Annotated in this window: 18 protein-coding genes and 1 pseudogene; 13 read left to right on the top strand and 6 right to left on the bottom strand. The window is 35.4% G+C overall.

All coding sequences use genetic code 11. The features are described 5' to 3' along the window. Positions 1-2: 2 nt before the first annotated feature. From pyrE to ACQH3L_RS02510, 8 genes and pseudogenes are all read left to right on the top strand, one after another. Positions 3-599, top strand: a complete 597-nt coding sequence (gene pyrE, locus ACQH3L_RS02475) for an orotate phosphoribosyltransferase (RefSeq protein WP_006279657.1) — start codon at positions 3-5, stop codon at positions 597-599. A gap of 105 nt (positions 600-704) precedes the next feature. Beyond that, entirely contained in the window at positions 705-2,534 is a 1,830-nt protein-coding gene (gene typA / locus ACQH3L_RS02480) for a translational GTPase TypA (RefSeq protein WP_010962447.1), read from the top strand. A 62-nt stretch (positions 2,535-2,596) separates the two neighbouring features. Continuing rightward, positions 2,597-2,842 (top strand): annotated as a pseudogene (locus tag ACQH3L_RS02485) (PD-(D/E)XK nuclease family transposase); the annotation flags it as partial. Between the two features lie 437 nt (positions 2,843-3,279). Further along, the gene (locus ACQH3L_RS02490; RefSeq protein WP_173862872.1) at positions 3,280-3,423 is read left to right on the top strand and encodes a hypothetical protein; all 144 of its coding nucleotides are present in this window, start codon (positions 3,280-3,282) and stop codon (positions 3,421-3,423) included. Positions 3,424-3,811: 388 nt separating this feature from the next. Next, entirely contained in the window at positions 3,812-6,373 is a 2,562-nt protein-coding gene (gene clpB, locus ACQH3L_RS02495) for an ATP-dependent chaperone ClpB (RefSeq protein ID WP_095742641.1), read from the top strand. A gap of 27 nt (positions 6,374-6,400) precedes the next feature. Then, positions 6,401-11,125 carry an NAD-glutamate dehydrogenase gene (locus ACQH3L_RS02500; protein ID WP_425385007.1) on the top strand — a complete coding sequence of 1,575 codons (4,725 nt, stop codon included), beginning with the start codon at positions 6,401-6,403 and terminating at the stop codon, positions 11,123-11,125. A 4-nt stretch (positions 11,126-11,129) separates the two neighbouring features. Next, positions 11,130-11,426 carry a Sec-independent protein translocase subunit TatB gene (tatB, locus tag ACQH3L_RS02505; RefSeq protein ID WP_425384948.1) on the top strand — a complete coding sequence of 99 codons (297 nt, stop codon included), beginning with the start codon at positions 11,130-11,132 and terminating at the stop codon, positions 11,424-11,426. Beyond that, entirely contained in the window at positions 11,398-12,780 is a 1,383-nt protein-coding gene (locus ACQH3L_RS02510) for a PleD family two-component system response regulator (protein ID WP_010082259.1), read from the top strand. Before tatB ends, ACQH3L_RS02510 begins: the two co-directional genes overlap by 29 nt. Before the next feature lie 122 nt (positions 12,781-12,902). On the opposite strand, the gene ACQH3L_RS02515 is transcribed toward ACQH3L_RS02510, so the two are convergent. From ACQH3L_RS02515 to ACQH3L_RS02530, 4 genes are all read right to left on the bottom strand, one after another. After that, complete coding sequence (locus ACQH3L_RS02515) at positions 12,903-13,067, bottom strand: hypothetical protein (RefSeq protein ID WP_010962440.1); 165 nt, start codon at positions 13,065-13,067, stop codon at positions 12,903-12,905. A gap of 172 nt (positions 13,068-13,239) precedes the next feature. Continuing rightward, a complete protein-coding gene (gene recO / locus ACQH3L_RS02520) occupies positions 13,240-13,962 on the bottom strand; it encodes a DNA repair protein RecO (protein WP_010082260.1) in 723 nt (240 codons plus the stop codon). Continuing rightward, a complete protein-coding gene (locus ACQH3L_RS02525; RefSeq protein ID WP_007548499.1) occupies positions 13,946-14,092 on the bottom strand; it encodes a hypothetical protein in 147 nt (48 codons plus the stop codon). The genes recO and ACQH3L_RS02525 overlap by 17 nt, the downstream gene beginning before the upstream one ends. 76 nt (positions 14,093-14,168) lie before the next feature. After that, positions 14,169-15,200 carry a PDDEXK nuclease domain-containing protein gene (locus tag ACQH3L_RS02530; RefSeq protein WP_038199734.1) on the bottom strand — a complete coding sequence of 344 codons (1,032 nt, stop codon included), beginning with the start codon at positions 15,198-15,200 and terminating at the stop codon, positions 14,169-14,171. A 172-nt stretch (positions 15,201-15,372) separates the two neighbouring features. On the opposite strand from ACQH3L_RS02530, the gene ACQH3L_RS02535 reads away from it, so the two are divergent. Next, the gene (locus ACQH3L_RS02535) at positions 15,373-15,993 is read left to right on the top strand and encodes a hypothetical protein (protein ID WP_022626225.1); all 621 of its coding nucleotides are present in this window, start codon (positions 15,373-15,375) and stop codon (positions 15,991-15,993) included. 697 nt (positions 15,994-16,690) lie between these two features. On the opposite strand, the gene ACQH3L_RS02540 is transcribed toward ACQH3L_RS02535, so the two are convergent. Then, on the bottom strand, positions 16,691-17,029 hold the full coding sequence (locus ACQH3L_RS02540; protein ID WP_006279908.1) for an outer membrane protein assembly factor BamE: 339 nt from the start codon (positions 17,027-17,029) through the stop codon (positions 16,691-16,693). Positions 17,030-17,160: 131 nt separating this feature from the next. On the opposite strand from ACQH3L_RS02540, the gene ACQH3L_RS02545 reads away from it, so the two are divergent. The 3 genes from ACQH3L_RS02545 to tsaB all read left to right on the top strand — a co-directional run bounded on the left by ACQH3L_RS02545 (position 17,161) and on the right by tsaB (position 19,984). After that, positions 17,161-18,150 (top strand): ribonucleotide-diphosphate reductase subunit beta, encoded by a 990-nt coding sequence (locus tag ACQH3L_RS02545; protein ID WP_006280119.1) that lies wholly within the window; start codon positions 17,161-17,163, stop codon positions 18,148-18,150. 128 nt (positions 18,151-18,278) lie between these two features. Then, positions 18,279-19,409 carry a cation:dicarboxylate symporter family transporter gene (locus ACQH3L_RS02550; RefSeq protein WP_006280118.1) on the top strand — a complete coding sequence of 377 codons (1,131 nt, stop codon included), beginning with the start codon at positions 18,279-18,281 and terminating at the stop codon, positions 19,407-19,409. Continuing rightward, entirely contained in the window at positions 19,409-19,984 is a 576-nt protein-coding gene (gene tsaB, locus ACQH3L_RS02555; RefSeq protein ID WP_010962437.1) for a tRNA (adenosine(37)-N6)-threonylcarbamoyltransferase complex dimerization subunit type 1 TsaB, read from the top strand. The genes ACQH3L_RS02550 and tsaB overlap by 1 nt, the downstream gene beginning before the upstream one ends. On the opposite strand, the gene ACQH3L_RS02560 is transcribed toward tsaB, so the two are convergent. After that, positions 19,979-20,602 (bottom strand): AAA family ATPase, encoded by a 624-nt coding sequence (locus ACQH3L_RS02560; RefSeq protein WP_010082279.1) that lies wholly within the window; start codon positions 20,600-20,602, stop codon positions 19,979-19,981. The two genes, tsaB and ACQH3L_RS02560, sit on opposite strands and share 6 nt — an antisense overlap. Before the next feature lie 280 nt (positions 20,603-20,882). Between ACQH3L_RS02560 and ACQH3L_RS02565 the strand changes: the two genes are divergently transcribed. After that, a complete protein-coding gene (locus tag ACQH3L_RS02565; protein WP_010082280.1) occupies positions 20,883-21,593 on the top strand; it encodes a class II aldolase/adducin family protein in 711 nt (236 codons plus the stop codon). Positions 21,594-21,609 lie beyond the last annotated feature (16 nt).

Genomic DNA, 21,609 nt, shown 5'->3' on the forward strand with positions numbered 1-21,609 from the left:
AAATGATATTAGACGAAAATAACCTAATAATAAAAGAATTTAAAGAAGCAGAAGCAATTTTGCATGGGCATTTTGTTTTATCATCCGGGCTGCATAGTGACACATACATACAGTGTGCGAAGATTTTTGAAAATCCAAGCAGAGCCATGAAAGTTTGCGCATTATTAGCAGATAAAATAAAAAAAGAATTAAATAGCTCCATAGATTTAATATTATCTCCTGCAATTGGTGGAATAATTGTGGGTTATGAGATTGGCAGGCAGCTTGGAATAAAGACAATGTTTTGCGAGCGCGTTAATGGTAAGTTTGAATTACGCCGTGGATTTAAGATCAAAAAGGGTGAGAAAATATTGCTCATTGAAGATGTAATAACCACAGGTAAATCTTCACTTGAAGCAGTGGAATGTGCAGAAGGGGAAGGAGGTAAAGTTGTTGCTGAAGCTTCTTTGATAAAGAGAAATAGTGAAACGAAACTGCCTTTTCCTGTCATATCTTTGATTGAACTGAACATCAAAAACTACAGCGAGGAAGAACTTCCAAGTGAATTAAAACAACTACCCATAACAAAACCTGGGAGTAGGGAATATTTAACAAAGTAATCCTATAATATCTTGGAAACACAGCATTTATACACAGCTTTAGTTATTTACTCCAAGTGTATTTTATGTATACTTATTACTAAATTAATTTTAAAATGATAGAAAATGAACGAATTTAAATCGATCCGAAATATAGCAATAATCGCACACGTTGACCACGGTAAAACTACTTTACTTGATAACATGTTAAAACAAAGTGGCACATTCCGCGAGAATCAAGAAGTTCAAGAACGAGTGATGGATAGTGGTGATCAAGAGCGTGAACGCGGAATTACAATACTTGCAAAATGTACATCAATAATGTGGGGCGATGAAAAGATCAATATTATTGACACGCCAGGGCACGCGGACTTTGGTGGGGAAGTGGAAAGGGTATTGTGCATGGCAGATGGTGTGTTGCTGCTGGTTGACGCTGCAGAAGGTCCCATGCCACAAACAAAATTTGTGCTCTCAAAAGCACTAAAAGCAAATTTGAAGCCAATTGTGATAATCAATAAGGTCGACCGACCAGATAGCAGAATTGATGAAGTATTAAATGAAATATATGAGTTATTTTTTAACCTTGATGCAACCAACGAGCAGCTAGATTTTCCAGTGTTGTATGCTTCAGGTAGAAATGGCTGGTGTGCTAAGGAGCTTTCTGATGAAAGAAAAGATTTAAGCCCATTATTTTCAACGGTTATAGATTATATAAAACCTTCTGTTTATAATCAAAATGCACCTTTTGCTATGTTGGTCACTCTACTTGAGTCTGATAAGTTTCTTGGCAGAATATTGACAGGAAAGGTTTATCAGGGCATTGCAAAAGTCAATTCAGATCTTAAGGTGCTTGACCTCGATGGCAAAGTAATTGAACGAGGAAGATTAACTAAGTTGCTCTCATTTTCTGGCTTGAAACGCATTCCAGTAGAACAAGCTGTGGCGGGAGACATAATTGCAATTGCAGGACTTGAGGAAGCTTCGGTTTCAGATACTATAGCAGCACCAGAAGTTACAACTGCAGTAAGCTCAACTCCAGTTGATCCGCCAACAATGGCGATTACTCTGAGCGTTAATGATTCACCTTTTGCTGGGCAAGAAGGTACAAAGCTTACTTCAACTGCTATAAAGGATCGTTTATATGCGGAAGCAGAAACAAATGTTGCAATTACTGTGACTTTGGCACCAAGCGGTGAAGCATTTGAAGTAGGTGGGCGTGGTGAGTTACAGCTTGGAGTGTTAATTGAAAATATGAGGAGAGAAGGTTTTGAGCTTTCGGTATCACGCCCTCGCGTGTTATTTAAAGAAGAAGGCGGTAAAAAACTTGAACCTATAGAGGAAGTAGTAATTGATGTAGATGATGAATATAGTGGAATCATCATGGAAAAACTCAGCTTCCGTAAAGGTGAAGTAACTGACATGAGACCTTCTGGTAATGGCAGGACAAGATTAACGTTTTTAGTGCCATCAAGAGGATTAATCGGTTATCAAGGAGAGTTTTTAACTGATTCTCGTGGCACAGGCATAATTAACCGTTTATTTCACAGTTATGCTCCACATAGAGGTCCAATTTCTGGAAGGCGCAATGGAGTTTTAATTTCTACAGATAAGGGTGAGGCTGTGGCATATGCAATTTTCAATTTGCAAGACAGGGGAATTATGTTTATTAAGCCACAGGATAAGGTATATTGTGGCATGGTTGTCGGCCAGCATAGCCGTGACAATGATTTGGAGATAAATGTGTTAAAGGGTAAGCAATTAACAAACGTAAGAGCTTCAGGTAGTGATGAAGCTATAAAGCTCACTCCACCAAAGATAATGACACTGGAGGATATGATAGCGTATATAGATGATGATGAATTGGTGGAAGTAACTCCAAAATCTATACGTTTACGCAAGAAATTCCTTGATCCAAATGAACGTAAGCGTGCAGGAAGGGCAAAGAATAAGGAGTAATCAGAGGTTGAACATTTGCGAAAAATAGTGTATAATTATTCGTCTCCTAATTGTATTTAATTATGGCCTTTTCGAAATTTCTCGATCCAAAAAACAATTTCGCGTTCAAGAGAATATTTGGCACTGAGAAAAATAAAGATATTCTCATTCACTTTCTCAATGATATATTGGGCTTCGCTGGCAAAGATGAAATAGAAGAAATAGAATTTCTCAGCACTATCATGGATGCTGAGATTGCCTCTAAAAAACAAAGTATTGTTGATGTTTTCTGTACTGATTCTGCTGGAACCCAGCTAATTATTGAAATGGTGCGACCTGAAAGCCTTCGGTCATATTGTTTAAAAGGAGAGGAATTCCTTCAGAAAGAAACTAAAAGAGTTCTAAAACTTATTAAACCAGATGTTTTGCCATCTGAGTCTATGCATCAGTGCGAATCGGGTAACCGGTTGGTGCCAAGCGATGCGGACAATGAACCTCCTCTTGAAAAAGAAGATGCTCAATCGTGAAAGGAGCATAAACTACAAGCATCATGTGGTTGGAGAGCTAGGCTTAGTGGTATGGTGAACGTAAGTGAAGCTTCATAAGTATCGTAACGATTAAAGAGCTAAAGATGCTGATAAGCTCCGACCAAAAGGTAATGTGACATTTTTCATTTCTGGATGTACGCAAATCACCGGTATAGAGAAGTCACCTAACCCACTGTTGTATGACAGAAGGAACAGGGTAAGCCTGTATTTCCGCCTATATGGCAAGCAAACCGCAAGGAACGCTGATGAAAATGCAGGTAAAGGATAATGGAGAAAGCGAATGCCATTTTGTAACGAAATGTATAGAATTTGTAACATTAATTCGCGTGAAAACGAGCAGATTTCCATTTGGTCCCTCGTGACAAGAAACTTTGTTAACCACTTGAGGTAGAGAAGCAGATGACCTTACCCACAGAAATGATGAAGAAATTAGGAATATTTTTTACAAAAAGGACAATACTAACAAAAGAACTTTATTCTATTTAAAATATAAAGTTACAATAAATTTTCCTGTCATCTCCAAATAAATTACATTAACTTAGTATTGTATATTGTTAATAACTTAAATAATACAACCATTTTCAGCAACAAAAACCAAAGGTCTTGAGATACAAGATATTTGTATGGTTACTATGATAGTTCCTTTTTTAAGAAAGTTTTAAATTTCATACCTAACAATAAACAACTTTAGGTTTAAATTTATGAAATCAGTTGTTATATACATCAGCAAATACGAATTTAACTGGTGTTATGGACTTAAATAAATTTACTGAAAAAGCAAAAAGTCTAATTCAAAGTGCTCAAATGAAAGCGTTGGGAGCTGGGCATCAGATTTTTATGCCTGAGCATTTACTAAAAGTGATGCTTGAAGATGAATCAGGTTTAGTTCAGGATTTGATAAACGCTTGTGGTGGAAATGTGCAGAGTATTTCCGATGCTGTGGATAGTGCAATAAAAAAGTTGCCAGTAATTGAAGGTCCAGGAAGTGGTGGCCTTCAACTTTCAAGAGAAATAGCAAAAGTTTTTGAAGATTCAATTGGTATTGCAAAGAGAAATAAAGATTCATTTGTTGCTGTCGAGCGTTTACTGCAGGGCCTCACTGCACAAAAAGATGATACTGTAGGCAAAATTCTGGCAGAGAATGGTGTGACTCCACAAAAACTGAACTCAGTTGTTGCAGAAATGAGAAAGGGCAGCAGTGCGGACTCGCCAAACAGTGAGGAAAAATTAAATGCGGCAAAGAAATATACAAAAGATGTTACAGAGCTTGCTATGCAAGGAAAGCTTGATCCTGTAATTGGTCGTGATGAAGAGATCAGAAGAACTATGCAGGTATCACTGAGGCGGACAAAAAATAATCCAGTGCTGATCGGTGAACCTGGTGTTGGAAAAACTGCAATAGTTGAGGGGCTTGCAAATAGAATTGTTGCAAACGATGTACCACTTGGTTTGCATGATGCAAAGGTCTTAGCTTTGGATCTTGGAGCACTAATTGCTGGCACTAAGTTTAGAGGAGAATTTGAAGAAAGGTTAAAAGCAGTTATTAATGAGCTTTCGAGAGCGGAGGGAAAAGTTATCTTGTTTATAGATGAGCTTCATACTTTAGTTGGAGCAGGAGCAACAAGTGGTGCAATGGATGCCTCGAATCTGCTGAAGCCTGCTCTTGCGCGTGGAGAAATTCGCTGTATAGGAGCCACAACTTTAGATGAATATCGTCAGCATATAGAAAAAGATCCTGCACTTGCAAGGCGTTTTCAGCCTGTGTTTATCTCTCAACCAACTGAAACTGATACCATTTCAATACTCAGGGGTTTGAAGGAAAGATATGAGGTGCATCATGGTATAAGAATTACAGACGGTGCAATAATTGCTGCTGCAACGTTATCCAATAGATATATAACAGATAGGTTTTTACCTGATAAAGCAATTGATTTGATTGATGAAGCAGCAAGTAGGGTGAGAATTGAAATGGATAGCAAGCCTGAAGTTATTGATGAACTTGAGAGAAAGGTTATACAGCTAAAGATTGAAGCAGAGGCTCTAAAAAAAGAAAGTGATGAAAATTCTAAACAGCGTTTAAAAAAGATAAATGAAGAGATCGAAAATCTAAACAGTAAATTTGCTGACTTGAACAGCAAATGGCAGATGGAAAAGAATAAAATAGCTAGAATACAAGAAACAGCCGAAAAATTAGATAACGCTAGAAAAGAGTTGGAATTAGTTCAGCGTAGTGGGAATTTGGGAAGGGCAGGAGAGCTTATGTATGGTGTGATCCCTCAGCTTGAGAATGAATTAAAAAATCAGGAAAAGGTTACTGATAGTTTCTTAAAGAAAGAAGTGACTGGAGATGATATTGCAAACATTGTTTCAAAGTGGACGGGAATTCCAGTTGATAATATGATGCATAGTGAAAAGGAAAAACTCCTTAACATGGAGAATGAAATAGGAAGAAGAGTAATAGGGCAGAAAGATGCAATAGAAGCGATAAGTAATGCAGTTAGGCGCTCCCGCTCTGGGGTGCAAGATACCAATAAGCCTTTTGGTTCATTTTTATTTTTAGGTCCAACTGGAGTTGGTAAAACCGAACTTGCGAAAGCCTTAGCTGAATTTCTGTTTGACGATCAATCAGCGCTTTTGCGTTTTGATATGTCAGAATATATGGAAAAACATTCTGTTTCAAAGTTAATTGGCGCGCCTCCAGGGTATGTTGGCTATGAACAAGGTGGCAGATTAACTGAAGCGGTAAGAAGAAGGCCATATCAGGTTATTCTGTTTGATGAAATCGAGAAAGCAAATCCAGATATATTTAATCTATTGCTGCAAATCTTGGATGAGGGTAGACTCACTGATAGTCATGGTAAATTAATTGATTTTCGCAACACCATACTGATTTTAACTTCTAACCTTGGCGCTGAGATAATGCTAAAAGGGAATGTTGATTCTGTAAGAAATGAAGTGATGCAAATAGTTAAATCAGCATTTCGTCCAGAATTTTTAAACAGGCTGGATGAAATTATTATATTCCACAGTTTAACCAGAGATGACATCTATAAAATTATAGATGTTCAATTTTCTTATTTACAAAAAACACTTGCTAAGCGTAAACTGAGTATAAGTTTGTTGCAGGAAGCTAAAGAACTAATAGCACAAACTGGCTATGACCCTGAATATGGAGCAAGGCCCTTAAAAAGGGTTATACAAGAGTGTATTCAAAATAATTTAGCTAAATTAGTTTTATCAGGGGAAGTAGTAGAAAATGATGAGCTAATAGTGTACGCTCTTGATAATGAAATCTTAGTTAAAAAGGTTTAAGTTCACTGTGTATTTTTGTTAAAAAAAATGTGTATAGATCATAATGTTGACACTGAGTCTTTATTTAAGTTAGCTGATCAAGAAAATCAGCAAGATAAAGAAAAAATTAAAAAATTTATTAAGTATTTTTATAGTTTTGTTTATAAAAGCGACCTAAAAGCCAATGATAAGTTTTTGCTATATATTGTAAACGATGCTTACAATTTTGTTTCTCAAAAAGAGAAAGATGAAAGTAAGTTAGTAGTAAGCAATATAGATGATATACCAGGAATAGAAGGCGATTTTACCACGATTAAGATAACAAACGATGATATGCCATTTTTGGTTGACTCCGTTATTGCAACTATTAAGTCGCACGATTTAACCATATGCTATTACAGCAACAGCATAATTAACATTAAAAGAAAAGATGGCCTAATAGACGGGATTTACTCTTTGGAAGAAAGCAATGGAGTCAAAGAGTCAGTCATATATGTAATTATCAAAGGTATAAGTGACAGCTTTGTTGATACATTAAAAGAATCTCTACAGAAAACGCTGAAAGCGGTTAATTGCGTTGTGAAAGATTGGCACTTAATGCTCAAGAAACTTGATGAGGCAAGTCTTTCTGTCATCCCAGCTGGGATCCAGGAAAAGGACACGTGGATTCCAGTGTCACGCACTGGAATGACACCAGACCGAAATCAAGAGCAAAAAGATTTTCTAGTTTGGTTAAAGAATAATAACTTCGTATTTCTAGGTTATCAAGAATATATTGCTGGTAAAGATGAAAAACTCGTCTGTGACAGCAAAAAGGACCTTGGCCTGATGAGAGTAGGTCAAAGTACGTTGATTCCTTCTGCAAACCTTGATTCCCTATACATATTGAGATCAGATCTAATCTCAATAGTCCATCGGCGTACATACATGAATTGTATAGGAGTAAAAGAATTTGATGACCAGGGTAATGTGGTAAAGGAACGGCGTTTTTTCGGGCTATTTACTTCTGTAGCGGAGGTCCAAGATATTAGAACTATTCCAATAATAAGAGATAAAGTTAAAGTTATAGAAAAAAATGCAGGGTTTGTAACCGGGGGCCACAATAACAAAGCTTTGATTTCTATTTTGCAAGTGTTCTCTTGTGATGAATTATTCCAATCAAATGAAGACGAATTATTTAAAATTTGCATTTCGATCATGTCTCTTGCGATTAGGCCAAGGGTCAGATTATTTTTAAGAAGAGTCGGGGATTTTATTAGTTGCATAGTGCTGATACCGATGCGTTATGCTAGCGCTAGGCTAATGTTCAAGATACGTGACATATTGAAGGATGAGACAAGTGCAGGAAGTTCAGATATTTATAACAATCACATTATCAATGAATATGATTTGATGAAATTGCATGTAGTGCTAAAGACCAAAAATGCTAGCGTTCTTGATGATGAAGTTTTGCGTATCGAAAACAAATTAAGAAACATTACAGAAAAGTGGGAAGATCGTTTTATAGACAATTTATACAATACTTTTAGCACTGTTGAGGATATATTCATCCGTTATTGCAAGGCATTTCCAATAAGCTATCAAGAGAGTTTCGAACCTCATGACGCATATTACGATATGAAAAAATTGGAGATAGTGAGGAAGAAAGGAGTTAGCGAGGTCGATTTAAGACTTACTCGTGATAATCTTAATTATCAATTAAAGGTTTATACTCCAAACAATGGAGACCTTGGATTATCGAAGATATTAAGGATCACTAAGAATTTGGGAGCTAAAATTCTATCTCATAATGGCTATTACATAGAAATTAACGGTGGAATATGGATACACCATTTTGTGTTGTCAAGAGTCGATGAATTAATAGACAACATTACTCTAAAAGAGCAATTTGAAATAACACTTGCGAAAGTGTTTAGCAAGGAAATTAAAAATGACTATTTCAATAGTTTGATCATTATTGCTGGGCTCAAGTGGAAAGAAGTGCTTCTGGTTAGAGCGTTAAGTGCTTACCTAAAGCAGACGTCATTTAACTACAATCCAGAATATATCCAAAAGGTAGTCTCAGAGCATCCAAAAATAGTAAAGTATTTGATACAACTATTTCATGCAAGATTTGATCCTAACATAGACATTGATAGAGCAGAAACTACGGACATTGTCAGAGAAAAAATTGAGGAACTTCTAAAAGAGATCAGCAATGTTTCACATGATTACGTTTTGCGCTCGATATTTAACTTGATAATGGCTATTTTAAGGACCAGTTATTATCAAGACGATAAACCATATTTATCTACAAAATTTGACCCAAGTAAAATAAATGGTTTACCTGATCCTCGTCCGTATCGTGAATTGCATATTTATTCAAACCTTTTTGAGGGAATACATCTAAGAGGAGGGAAATTAGCCCGTGGTGGCTTAAGGTGGTCGGATAGGACGGAAGATTTTCGCACTGAAGTTTTGGGGCTCATGAAAGCTCAGATGACAAAAAATGCGGTTATTGTCCCTGTTGGTGCAAAGGGTGGGTTTGTAATAAAGCAAGCTTATAAAGATAAGAATATTTTAAGAGAGAAAGGTGTTGAGTGCTATAAGAGTTTTATCAGAGGAATGCTTGATATTACTGATAACGTGGTTGATGATAAAATAATTCCACCAGAGAATGTGATTAGGTATGATGAAGATGATCCATATCTCGTGGTTGCTGCTGATAAAGGAACTGCTTCATTTTCTGATTATGCCAACCAGATAGCCTCTGAATATAACTTTTGGCTTGGCGATGCATTTGCATCTGGTGGATCAGCAGGTTACGACCATAAGAAAATGGGTATTACAGCAAGAGGTGCATGGATTGCAGCACAGAGGCATTTTTGGAAAATGAATAAGGATATTTACCAGGATGCAACTGTTATTGGAATTGGGGATATGTCTGGCGATCTATTTGGAAACGGTATGCTGCTTTCAAAAAATATACATTTAATCGGCGCATTTAACCATATGCATATTTTTATTGATCCAAATCCTGATGCAGAAAAGAGTTTCACAGAACGTAAACGTCTCTTTAAGTTACCATTTTCAACCTGGATGGACTATAACAAAGATTTGATCTCTCAGGGTGGCGGGGTATTTGAGCGTAGCAGCAAGCAAGTAAATCTTTCTCAAGAAATGAAAAAATGCTTTGACATAACGGAAGATACGTTATCTCCAAGTGATTTGATTAGATATCTACTCAAAGCAGAAGTGGACTTCATATGGAACGGAGGAATCGGCACGTTTGTTAAGGCAAAGAGTGAAAGTCATAGCATGGTCGGTGACAAAGCAAACGATGAATTAAGAGTAAACGGTAAGGATATTAGAGCTTCTATGTTTATAGAGGGTGGAAATCTTGGTTGTACACAGCTTGGGAGAATAGAATATGCTGAAAGAGGTGGATATATCAATACAGATTTTGTTGATAATTCAGCCGGAGTGATATGTTCGGACCTTGAAGTTAACATTAAGATTGCATTTGTTTCAGCTATGAAAGCAGGGGGTATTTCTTTAGAAAAAAGGAATGAAATACTGGCAAGTATGGTGGATGAAGTTGCATCCAAGGTGCTTGAGAACCACAACAGAATTGAAACAAAAGCATTACTTCTTGAGTGTTTGCAAGCTAAAGAGAGATTGGAGCAGGACCACAGGTTACTGCTCAGTTTAGAAAAATCTGGGCTGTTAAACCGAAGCGTAGAATTTCTTCCAGCTGACGAAGAGGTAGCAAGGATGTTAACCGGTGCAGAAGGTTTCAGTTCTCCTCAGCTTTCTATTCTAATATCTTATGCTAGAACAGCAATAAAAAATAAAATTATACATTCCGATCTGCCTGAAAAAGATCTTATATCTAATGACTACTTGCTAGGTTATTTTCCTAAAAAGATGTCAACAGAGTTTAAGGATTTCATATTAAAACACCAACTTCGTAGAGAAATTATCTCCACTTGCATTGCAAATGATGTTGTAAATAGGATGGGCTGTATATTTATTAATAATTTAGTTGAGAATACTGGAATTAAGGTACACGAAGCAGTTAACATATATATCGTTGTTAACCACCTATATGATTTAAATAACCTGTGGCAGAAAATTGATGAATTGGATGGAAAAATTGATATTAACTCATACTTGCAAATAGTGAGAAATGTGCAGAAATTTATTGGCAGAGTATCGTTTTGGTTAGTAAAAAATCTTAGCTTTGTAGAATTGGATGATGTTACAAAATTTAAAGATGCAATTGAAACTTTAGGCCATGATGTTTTAGATGAACACCTGTTAAAGGTCTATAATCATGGATACACTTCTTTAGTGGAACTTAATATAGATAAAGATCTAGCAAAAAAAATTGCTGACCTGTGCGTTCTTACTTATGCACTGGATATTATATCTGTTGCTGAACAGACATCTTTGTCCATTCTTGATGCTGGTAAAATATACTTTGAGTTAAAGTCGCTGTTAAGATTCGATCTGATTAGGACAATTGCCATCAAGATGAAAAGCCGCTCTTCTTATTGGGATCGCAGCTTAGTTAATGATTTATTGGACGATTTAAGCAATTACCATCACAAGCTAGCTGTTAAAGTCATAAAAGCTACTGATAACCCTGAAGATAAGGTTCAAACCTGGGCTTGTAATGATAAGGACTACATAGAACGTTATAATAGTTTTTTAGATGAGATGGTTGCTTCTAAACTTGATTTAAGCAAATTAATATTTATAATCAGAAGGATTAAAGTACTTGCTTCATAGGAAAATGTTCAATATAGGTCTTTCAGAAATTTTAGTTGTAGCTTTAGTGAGCATAATTGTTCTTGATAAAAATAAGGTACCTGTATTTATTGATTTTATTAAGACTATATATAGGTATTTTACAATTGTAAGGTTAAAAGCCAGAAGGTTATTGAAGGATGCCGAAATTGAAGACTTATATAAAGAGTGTAATACTGAGAAAGTAAATTACATAGTTGGTAAAAATGGTAAGCTTTATCCTACTTACGATATAGATAATACATCTAAAGATAATGACAGCGAAGATTCTGGTAGTAGATGATGTACTATCTAATGTCAAGCTTTTAGAAGCTCGACTAAAAGCAGAGTACTATACGGTTATCGTAGCTCATGATGGTGAAGAAGCTATAGATTTAGTAGCAAAGCAGCAGCCTGATATTATATTACTTGATATCATGATGCCAAAGATGAATGGCTTTGAAGTTTGTAAGGAGCTAAAGAGTGATCCCTTGACAACCCATATTCCAATAATTATGGTAACTGCGCTGCATGATACTCATGATAGAGTGCAAGGTATTAATGCTGGCGCGGATGATTTTCTGACTAAACCAATAAACGAAACTGCTTTATCTTCACGAATTAAGTCTCTCACACGCTTAAAGATGATTATCGATGAATTGCGTTTGAGAGGAGAAACTAACGCTGAGATTGGTGGAGTCGCAGGAAACAGTATTATGGATTATTCCAATCAGATTTTTGATGCTAACGTACTTGTTATAGATGAGGATGTTCATCAAGCAGAGCAGATATATAATATATTAAAGCAACGCTTTAGGTCAATTAAAATACTGAGTGATCCAATGGAAGCATTGAAGGTTGGTATTGAGAATGGTTACGACCTGATCATTTCTGATATGCAATTTTCAAAAACTGACGGCTTGCGTTTGTGTTCTGAGTTTCGTAGTAAGGTGGAAACACGTTATACACCAATTCTGATTCTTTCTGAGGATTATGATAAAAACAATTTAGTAAAAGCACTTGATGTAGGTGCTAATGATTATTTAACAGTACCTTTGGATGAGGGTGAGCTAATAGCAAGGGTTAATTCGCAAGTAAAACGCAAAAGATATCAAGATGCCTTGAGAATGAATTTATTTAATAATGCGGAAATGTCTATAAAGGACCCATTAACTAACTGTTATAATAGAAGATATTTTGATGCACACTTAAGAAACATTGTTAAGGACTCTGTGGAAAAGGATAGAAGGTTGTCTCTTATGATACTTGATATAGACTATTTTAAGATAGTGAATGACAGTTTTGGGCATAGTGCTGGAGATGAACTTTTAAAGCAAATACAGAAAAGAATTTCTGAAAATATCAGAGTGACAGATTTACTAGCTAGGTTTGGTGGTGAGGAGTTTGTTGTTGTAATGCCAGATACCAATGTATCAGATGCGTATACTATTGCGGAGAGAATACGAAAAATTATTGCTAAAAAACCTTTTATACTTGCGGATAAAAATACAACCCACGATGTAACTGTGAGCATTGGAATTGCAGAAATGCAAGAATCTGACCTTGACAATATTAAAGAATTTATAGTACGTGCCGACAAATATTTATATAAAGCAAAAAACAGTGGTAGAAATAGAGTGGTTACTGGCTATAGCTAAAGTGGCTTAAGTTTGCCGACAACCGTCATTCCGCTACTAGTTAGCGGAATCTATGCTGAGATACCGCGATTCATTCGCGGTATGACGGTTCGCGGCAGCATGACGATAAGGTTTATACCTTGTCATTCCAGTGCTTGACACTGGAATCCAGTTTTCCATATAATCTCATCGAAAACGTTGTAACCACTTTCCATGCTAGTTTGCTTGTTCACAAGCAAACTTTTCTGGATCCCAGTGTCTGGGCACTGGGATGACATCATAGGGGCGCTGGGATGACACCCTGACAACCGTCGTCCCGCTGCTTGTTAGCTGGATCTATGCTAAGAGATACCGTGAATAAATCACGGTATGACGGTTCGCGGTGGCATGACGATAAGTTCGTCATCCCGCTACTTGTTAGCTGGATCTATGCTAAGAGATACCGCGAATGAATCGCGGTATGACGTAGGACTGCTAAGATTAAAGCGACAACATGAGGTTTCTCAGCTCTGGAAATTTCACGTTTAACTGCAAAAATAGATACTTATTTAAAAAATATCCTGTGACTTTCAGTCCTAACTGAAATTCTTGGAATGAGTAGCTGTTTTGTAGGTTATTATTGTATACATCATGTAACATTTGTGGAAAAGGTAGGAGTTTATCTGCATAATAATCTCCTACTTTTTTTGACACTGCTCTACCAGTTTTTGGAGAAATAAATTGTAAATTTTCCTTAACACCTGTTACAGCGCATTTGGATAAGTCTAACTTGAATCCCAATTGCGTAAGAAGCAGAAGCTCTAAGTTAAGATAATGGCTTTGCCAAGACTGATTGTTGTGTTTAATTACATCGATGAAATATCGAAAATTGTCATACAGCATGGCACAGGGTTCACTTTCTGGAAGCACTTTTTCTAAAATAGAGGAGAAAGAAACAATAGTAATGCTTTTTAACCTATCTTGAAAGAAATGATGGAATGGAGATTCGATTAATTCGCACTTAAAAAAACCTAGATTTTCAGGTAACTTAGCACTCCATTCTGCATGTAATAGATTACTTATCTGAAACTTATAATTGCTATTGTTTGTTAGCTTAGTTAATCCCCTGCGCTTTCCATGATTTTTTGTAAACAGAGAAAGAATTAAGTTTTTATCGCCGTATTTTTTAGCAGCTATAATGATGCCTTCATCTTTCCATCTCATTTAGAGTGTATTGACCGTATGATATATAGGATAGTGCACCTAGAGCGTGTAATCCATAAAAATCACTTACTCCGTTACTGTTTGCTTCCAAAGTTTCAAGGCTATGAGAGAGTAAGTTATTGGCTGCCACTCTTCTTCCTGAGCCTGATGCATTTCATACTGAGCTTTTGGTTTGCTAAATAATTGTTTGAATGATTTTAGTAACATTACTTTTCCTCGTCTGAAATTTTGGATAATTCAGCTTCTAATTCTTCTATCGTCGGTAAAGCTGTTTTTATGTTCTCTGGTAGATTTTCAGTTATTCGATATTCTGCTAGCCCTATTGGCTTGTTCATGTCTCGGAGTGTATATTTAGCAAGTACATCGTCTTTAGATTTACATAAGATTAACCCTATAGAAGGTTGATCTGTCGAGTGCTTCAGTAAATCATCAACTGCAGAAAGATAAAAATTCATTTTACCAGCATATTCCGGCTTAAAATCCTTATCTTTTAGTTCAATCACTACGAAGCAACGTAACTTTAAATGATAGAATAATAAATCAATATAAAAGTCTTTATTACCAACATCTAAATGAAATTGTCTACCAACAAATGCAAATCCTTCACCGAGTTCTAACAGAAATTTTTCCATATGCCCTACGAGTCCTTTTTCTACTTCTCTTTCATGAGCATCCTTACCTATACTTAAAAAATCAAAAATATACGGATCTTTTAATGTGTAATGTGCTAGATCGGATTGTGGAGATGGTAATTTTTCTTTAAAATTAGTTATTGCTTTTCCTTGACGTTTATGTAGTCCAAGTTCTATCTGCATCACCATAATGTTACGTGACCAGCCATGTTCAATAGCTTTTTTTACATAAAATAATCTTATTTCATGACTTTCTATTTTTTCCAAAAGAGTGATATTGTGATACCAAGTTAATTGTGCAAGAGGCTCCTGCACAAATTCAACATCAGGATATTCTTCGGCAAACTTACGCATATACTTCAGATTTCTCATGCTAAAGCCTTTCATTTCTGGAAATGTACTTCTCAAATCCTTACTTAATTGATCAATTACCTTAGCTCCCCAGGTATGTTCTTTTTGGCGTTTTAGGATCTCTGTACCAATATGGTGGTAAAGCAAAATAAGCTTACTATTTACTGCAAGTGCTGCTTTATAACGGTTTGTTGCAATATGATCCTTCAATTGCTCTAAAAATTCTGTATATTCTTTTGCTATAATTTTTGTCATACGGTTCCTTTTAATCCATTATACAATTCCTTTGTCTGTCGAGAAGACAATCTTCCGCTTGCCTTCAGCTTTGAAGGGATTCCTTATTGACTTCAAACTCGTCCATCAACTAAAATATATTGACTTTACGTGCAATATTAGCTTTAAACCAGTAAAACAAGCTGCTTAACATATGCGTTTTTTCTATTCGAATTATATTCTTTTTTTGTCTTTATGTTGTTTTTTGCTTTTTTCGTTATCTTCAACAAAAGCCCAAACGAATGATACGTTAGCTGTTCCTATACCACAAAGGAAAAAAGAAATAGTTGAGCACACTGTTGTAGCACAACCGAGGCAAATTATCGAAATGCAAGAAGAAGTCATTATTAACGAGGGTAAAGAATTCATTCCAATTCCAAAAAGAAAAAAAAGTGTAGAGAAAAAACTAAGAAGGGATGTTAGAGGGGCAAAAAATGAAATAGGAAACGAAAAAAGCGTTGAGAGCAAAAAGGATGAATTAGTTGTAACAGAAATTATTAACTCTATAAGAGACAAGCTCACAAAATGCTGGAGCATTCCTGAAAGCATAGCTTACAAAGAAAATTTTAATATAAAAATTAACTTATTGTTATCCAGTCAAGGCGAGATAATTATGGCGGATGTAGCAGACAGTGATTCCTATCGAAATAATCCACTTTTCAGGTCGATAGCAGATAATGCAATGCGTGCAGTATATAAATGTAGCCCATTGACCGGCTTGCCTACTCAGCACCACCACATTTGGCGTGAAGTAACACTAGATTTTATTCTATAGCTAAAGTAATTCTATAATTTAATAAGCCCACTGTATCCGTTCAGAATAGCAGCAAGGTAGTATAACCATAGAGTAAAAGTGAGTTTACAACAAATGGTGTCATCCCAGTGCTTGACACTGGGATGGCTTTGTTGCATCGCTACTTATGAAAGGCTAACTATAGTTAGGATTATAAGCAACCTATTGAAAATCTTGTTTTTTTGCAATCAATCTGATCAAATTTAAGAATAGTAATTTGTTATTTATATTAATAAATTTAATTCTATTGAAAATAGCTAAAGCATTGAAATTCTTGAATTTTAGCCGGATTGGTAAATGGTAGTGAAATTTCTTTTACTCAAATTTAGGTATTCATTGACCGTTCTTGTTATAAATACCAGAATAATAAGCTACTGATATTCCCTATCTTTTTTATCTTTAATCCATCATAGCTAGCGATGCAACAAAGCCCACTGGGATCCAGTTTTCTTTACAAATTCACCAAAAGTGCTTCATTCTATAACGCAAAACCCATACTTACCAAACCCAATGCATTACTTGCAATTAAGTTTCCTGGATCCAAGTAGTCTGGGCACTGCCGTCATAAAGGAACTAGTGTCAGCTACTTTCATGACACCCTTCTGGTAGGCCCAAATCGCAATGTTCGTACAGTTATGGAATGAACCGCGGTATGACGTAGGAAGATCTGAGCAAACTTTCAATCAGAAACAGCCAAAGATCTCTCTAAGATGTCAGTTTCTTTTGTATCTTCAACTTTACCGTCCTGGTCGAATGAAATTTGCAGAGACTTACTACTATACTTCCTTTTTCCTAAAAAATTGGCTTGTTTAATTTTATATGAGACATAGTACCAAACATTGTCATCGAACTTTGATACTAATGTTGGTGATCCTAAAGTGTGAACCACTTTTTCTTTATCGTCACCTACTTTTATCTTGCTCCACAATTCAACACTAATGCCAGGAGCTCCGTGATTGTGAATAGTGTGAGTGCAGCTCACTGTAAATAATAAAATAAAAGATATTAATACTCGCATTTCTGTTGATAAATTACTTGAAGCTATAATACACTAATAAATTATCTGCCGTCAAATTTCAAAAAAGTTAAATTGACTGATTCTCAATATCACTTAATATAATATTTACTTTAGAAAATAATAGGTGTCTTATGTCATTGTTAGAAGCAGATCCAATATACAAACCTTTTAATTACCCTTGGGCGTATGATGCGTGGCTGCAGCAACAAAGAATCCATTGGATACCTGAAGAAGTTCCGCTCGCTGATGACGTGAAGGATTGGAAAACTAAACTTTCAAGTGTAGAAAAAAATCTACTAACCCAGATCTTTAGATTTTTTACTCAGGCAGACATTGAAGTAAATAACTGCTACATGAGGCATTATTCAAATATATTTAAGCCAACAGAAATATGCATGATGCTTGCAAGCTTTTCCAATATGGAAACCATACACATTGCAGCTTATTCTTATCTTTTAGACACAATTGGCATGCCAGAAAGTGAGTATCAAGCATTTTTAAAGTATGATGCTATGAGAAAGAAATATGAATATATGTTGGAATTCGAGGAAAGCAAAAAACACGATAAAAAACATGTAGCTAAAACTCTAGCAGTGTTTGGTGCATTCACTGAAGGGTTGCAGTTATTTGCATCATTTGCAATTTTGCTCAATTTCCAACGTTTTGGAAAAATGAAAGGAATGGGGCAGATAATCGCCTGGTCAGCCCGTGATGAAACTTTGCACACCAATTCAATTATCATGTTATTTAATACATTTATTAAAGAGAATAATGAAATTTGGGACAACGAGTTTAAAGAGGAATTATATTCTGCATGTCGCACCATCGTTGAACTTGAGGACGAATTCATAAAGCTTGCCTTTGATTTAGGAGATGTTGAAGGACTATCCGCAGAAGAAGTGCGCAATTACATACGCTACGTAGCAAACAGACGGTTAATGCAATTAGGTCTTGAGTCCATATATGATGTCAATGATAATCCTATTCCGTGGCTTGATGAAATACTAAATGGCGTTGAACATACGAATTTCTTTGAAAATAGAGTAACAGAGTATAGCCGCGCAGCAACTCAAGGCACGTGGGAAGAAGCTTTTACTGAAAATGACACGAATAATAAGTGAATGCTAATTTCACTCTTTTTTGTCATTCCACTTTCATTACACCATTTGCTGTGCAGTTTAGACAGTTTTGCTTTACTTAACAACTAACTTACCATATATATGTCCATAGGACATTGGTATATAAGAACGTGCTACAACTATTAATCTTACTCACGGTCATCACTTCAGCTGCATTCTTTGGTCATTTAGTTCCAATGGAAGTAAAAACCTTCTTGTACTCAACGAGCCTTAGTATAAAAGAGGTTTTGCTATTTATAATGCCTTTTATTATTTTTGCGTTAATCTTTAGCAGTGTTAACAATCTTAAGCAGTCAGCTATAAAGTTCATATTGTTACTTATTATAATGATCTTCTTATCGAATCTGGCTTCAAGTTTAATAGCTTATTCTGTTGGGCATTTTATCATACAAAACACTTATTCAATACAAGATATAACGTATGAAGAAACAATTGTTCCCTTATGGTCGTTTAGACTGCCTGCATTGCTTTCTAATTTTTATGCCCTTGCTTGTGGATTTGTGTCCAGCATAGTAGTGTCCACACTGCTACCCAAAAAAAGCAGAGAGCTTTCGAACAAAATGTTAGATTTAACTCTCTTTATTTTGAAGACGTTTTTGACGCCGATTATTCCAATATTTGTACTTGGGCTTGCTTTAAAAATGCAGCATGATCAAGTTTTATCTATAATATTTAAGGATTACTCAATAATTTTCATTATTATAGCATCTGCAACCTACCTTTATGTTTTCCTCTTATATGGAGCAGCAAATTCATTCAAGATCACAAGCTGGATAGCTAGTATAGGCAATATGATACCGGCATTTATTACTGCAATGAGCACAATGTCTAGTAATGCAACTATGCCGCTTACTCTTGAAGGAAGCAAAAAAAATGTAAAGCAACCTGACATAGCATCGTCTGTTGTGCCAATAACTGCTAGCTTTCATTTAGTAGGTGATTGCTTTTTTATTATAATATTATCAATGATAATTGCCTCCGGTTATTCATTGTGCACAACAGACTATGTAACTTTCCTTCTCTATTTTTTGTTATTTAAGTTTGCTATCGTGGCAGTTCCGGCAGGAGGAATTATGGTAATGCTACCTATTCTTGAGAAATACCTCAAATTTTCTCCAGAAATGCTTTCGTTAATCACAGCACTGTATATAGTGTTTGATCCAATAATCACTTCAGCAAACGTTATGGGTAATGGAGCCTTTGCTATAATGTTTACAAAACTCTATGATAAGCTTAAGTAATGTCTATTTTAGCGATTGATACTGTAGGTATTGGTAGTTCAATAGCAATAGTTGATTATGATGGTAACTGTTTTGTAGAGCACAATTCCGCCAGCAACAATCATGCAGAATCATTTTTTCAAATTCTGAATACTTTGTTTGATAAGCACAACTATAATTATGATAAAATAGATCATTTAGTGGTAGTAGTTGGACCAGGAAGTTTCACTGGAATTAGAGTTGGTATATCAGCTGCACAAGGTATAAATCTTGCTACAAATAAGCCATTATACGGAGTTAGTGCGCTGGAAGTTCAAGCCTACGCAATATCTTTGCTTTGTACGAATAACAAAAAAAATATCAGAGCTATAGTCAAAAATGCTCAAGGGTTTTATACGCAGTTATTTGATTTCAATTTATTGCCACTATCTGCACCTGGATCCCAGTGTCACGCTACAAGCAGTACACATATGGATTGCAATTTAAATGCTAGCCATGCAGGGCTATTAGTCCGTTATAGATTAGAGAACAAGCAAAAATTAAATGAAGTTGAAGCTCTATATTTAAATGAGCCTCAGTATATGAAATCATTATAGACTATTCTTTCGCGTACATGCAATGTTACTAAGCTTGTGCATCTGGTTTACTATCTCTTGAGCTACTTCTTTTATACTCATATCTGAATTTTCTATCTCTATGGCACTTGGTGGTATAAATAAATCGTCAGTCCTAAATTTCTCTACAATGCTATTTAGATTAATCACCTTCCTATTTTTTCTTTGCCTTTTTAATGCAATACGCTTTTGTAATGTCGGTAGATCACACCTAAGTACCACAGGAAGGATTTCTGTGTTCATTTTTTTACTAAGCCTTACTATTGAATCATACATCCTCATGTTCTGGTCATTATTTTCCATCAACTCATCAATAAATATGTAATTTTTTGAGTGAATCGGATAATTTTCTATTACCTGAAGCATAATTTGCATAATGCCATATATTCTATCTTGAACTTCTTTAGGTATTTGATCACGTTCAAAGACACCATCGTATATAGAGCAAGCTTGAACATTGTTATAGAACTTACTATTTACAATTAATGCGTTTATCATATTAGATAATTCTATTGCTGTGGAAAGTTTACCACTTCCCGAAAGACCAGAGAGATATATGAAAAATCCTGCTGGCTGTTTTTTTGTGTTAATATTTACCATATTATTTTCAATCTTGAAACTTACATTTATAATAACATAAAAATGAAGCTTTAAAACATATGAAATATTATATAGAAAATTACTTTTGTAGTTAAGATATTATGTAATTTAAAAACATAAATTCTGTATATAAACTCTATAATAATGATAACTATTTTTAAGCAAGCTACAACACAAAAGTGTTTGGTATTCAGAAAGCAAGACAGAGTGGCATAGACTTATTAGTTTACTACAAGTCTCTTTTCGCGTATAAACCTTCAGAAGATTCTAACAGAGGATTGTGTTGTTAACAAAGAGCAGAGTAAAAAGGGATCTAGTCTATGCCTATCAGATTTTGTCCTACCTTAAGTTCGATGATCATACATATACTCACCTTTCAGTGCGTTCTGAAGATCAAAAGTCGTTTTATATTTATCCGTTTGGTATGCGTTTTGATGAAGTAGATGAACGTTCGTTAATGAAAGTATCATTTGATGGAGATGTAATTGAAGGCAAAGAATATCAATATAATAGAACTGGCTATATAATTCATGGTTTTGTTTATCAAGCAAGGAAAGATATTCAAGCAATTTTTCACTTGCATACACCTTCTATTGTAGCGGTTTCTTCTCTCAAAGATGGGCTGCTTCCTATAAGTCAATGGGCACTGCACTTTTACAATAAAATCTCTTACCATAATTATAATTCCCTAGCACTTAGCGATACAGAAGGAAAGAGGTTAATAGCTGATCTGAAAGAAAATTTTGTCATGTTAATGCGTAATCATGGATCTATAACGTGTGGTCGGACTATACAAGAAGCAATGTTTTACTCGTATCATTTAGAACAAGCGTGCAAAACTCAATGTTTAACGTTAGCAATGAATAAGGAGTTATCAATTCCAAGTGAAGAAATTTGCTCAAAAGCTGTAAAGGATCTCCTATCTTTTGAAAGCAATCTTGGTGAGAGGGATTGGCACGCATGGGTTAGACTAATTAAAAGTAAGTTGTAAGAGACTTTCGCACTAC

It is taken from the genome of Wolbachia endosymbiont (group A) of Sturmia bella (genome assembly GCF_964030905.1).
Taxonomy (GTDB): domain Bacteria; phylum Pseudomonadota; class Alphaproteobacteria; order Rickettsiales; family Anaplasmataceae; genus Wolbachia; species Wolbachia pipientis.

Coding starts and splice junctions, on each gene's coding strand:
- pyrE (WP_006279657.1), top strand. CDS start 3: ATGATATTAGACGAAAATAACCTAATAATAAAAGAATTTAAAGAAGCA.
- typA (WP_010962447.1), top strand. CDS start 705: ATGAACGAATTTAAATCGATCCGAAATATAGCAATAATCGCACACGTT.
- ACQH3L_RS02490 (WP_173862872.1), top strand. CDS start 3,280: ATGGCAAGCAAACCGCAAGGAACGCTGATGAAAATGCAGGTAAAGGAT.
- clpB (WP_095742641.1), top strand. CDS start 3,812: ATGGACTTAAATAAATTTACTGAAAAAGCAAAAAGTCTAATTCAAAGT.
- ACQH3L_RS02500 (WP_425385007.1), top strand. CDS start 6,401: ATGTGTATAGATCATAATGTTGACACTGAGTCTTTATTTAAGTTAGCT.
- tatB (WP_425384948.1), top strand. CDS start 11,130: ATGTTCAATATAGGTCTTTCAGAAATTTTAGTTGTAGCTTTAGTGAGC.
- ACQH3L_RS02510 (WP_010082259.1), top strand. CDS start 11,398: ATGACAGCGAAGATTCTGGTAGTAGATGATGTACTATCTAATGTCAAG.
- recO (WP_010082260.1), bottom strand. CDS start 13,962: ATGAGATGGAAAGATGAAGGCATCATTATAGCTGCTAAAAAATACGGC.
- ACQH3L_RS02530 (WP_038199734.1), bottom strand. CDS start 15,200: ATGACAAAAATTATAGCAAAAGAATATACAGAATTTTTAGAGCAATTG.
- ACQH3L_RS02535 (WP_022626225.1), top strand. CDS start 15,373: ATGCGTTTTTTCTATTCGAATTATATTCTTTTTTTGTCTTTATGTTGT.
- ACQH3L_RS02540 (WP_006279908.1), bottom strand. CDS start 17,029: ATGCGAGTATTAATATCTTTTATTTTATTATTTACAGTGAGCTGCACT.
- ACQH3L_RS02545 (WP_006280119.1), top strand. CDS start 17,161: ATGTCATTGTTAGAAGCAGATCCAATATACAAACCTTTTAATTACCCT.
- tsaB (WP_010962437.1), top strand. CDS start 19,409: ATGTCTATTTTAGCGATTGATACTGTAGGTATTGGTAGTTCAATAGCA.
- ACQH3L_RS02560 (WP_010082279.1), bottom strand. CDS start 20,602: ATGGTAAATATTAACACAAAAAAACAGCCAGCAGGATTTTTCATATAT.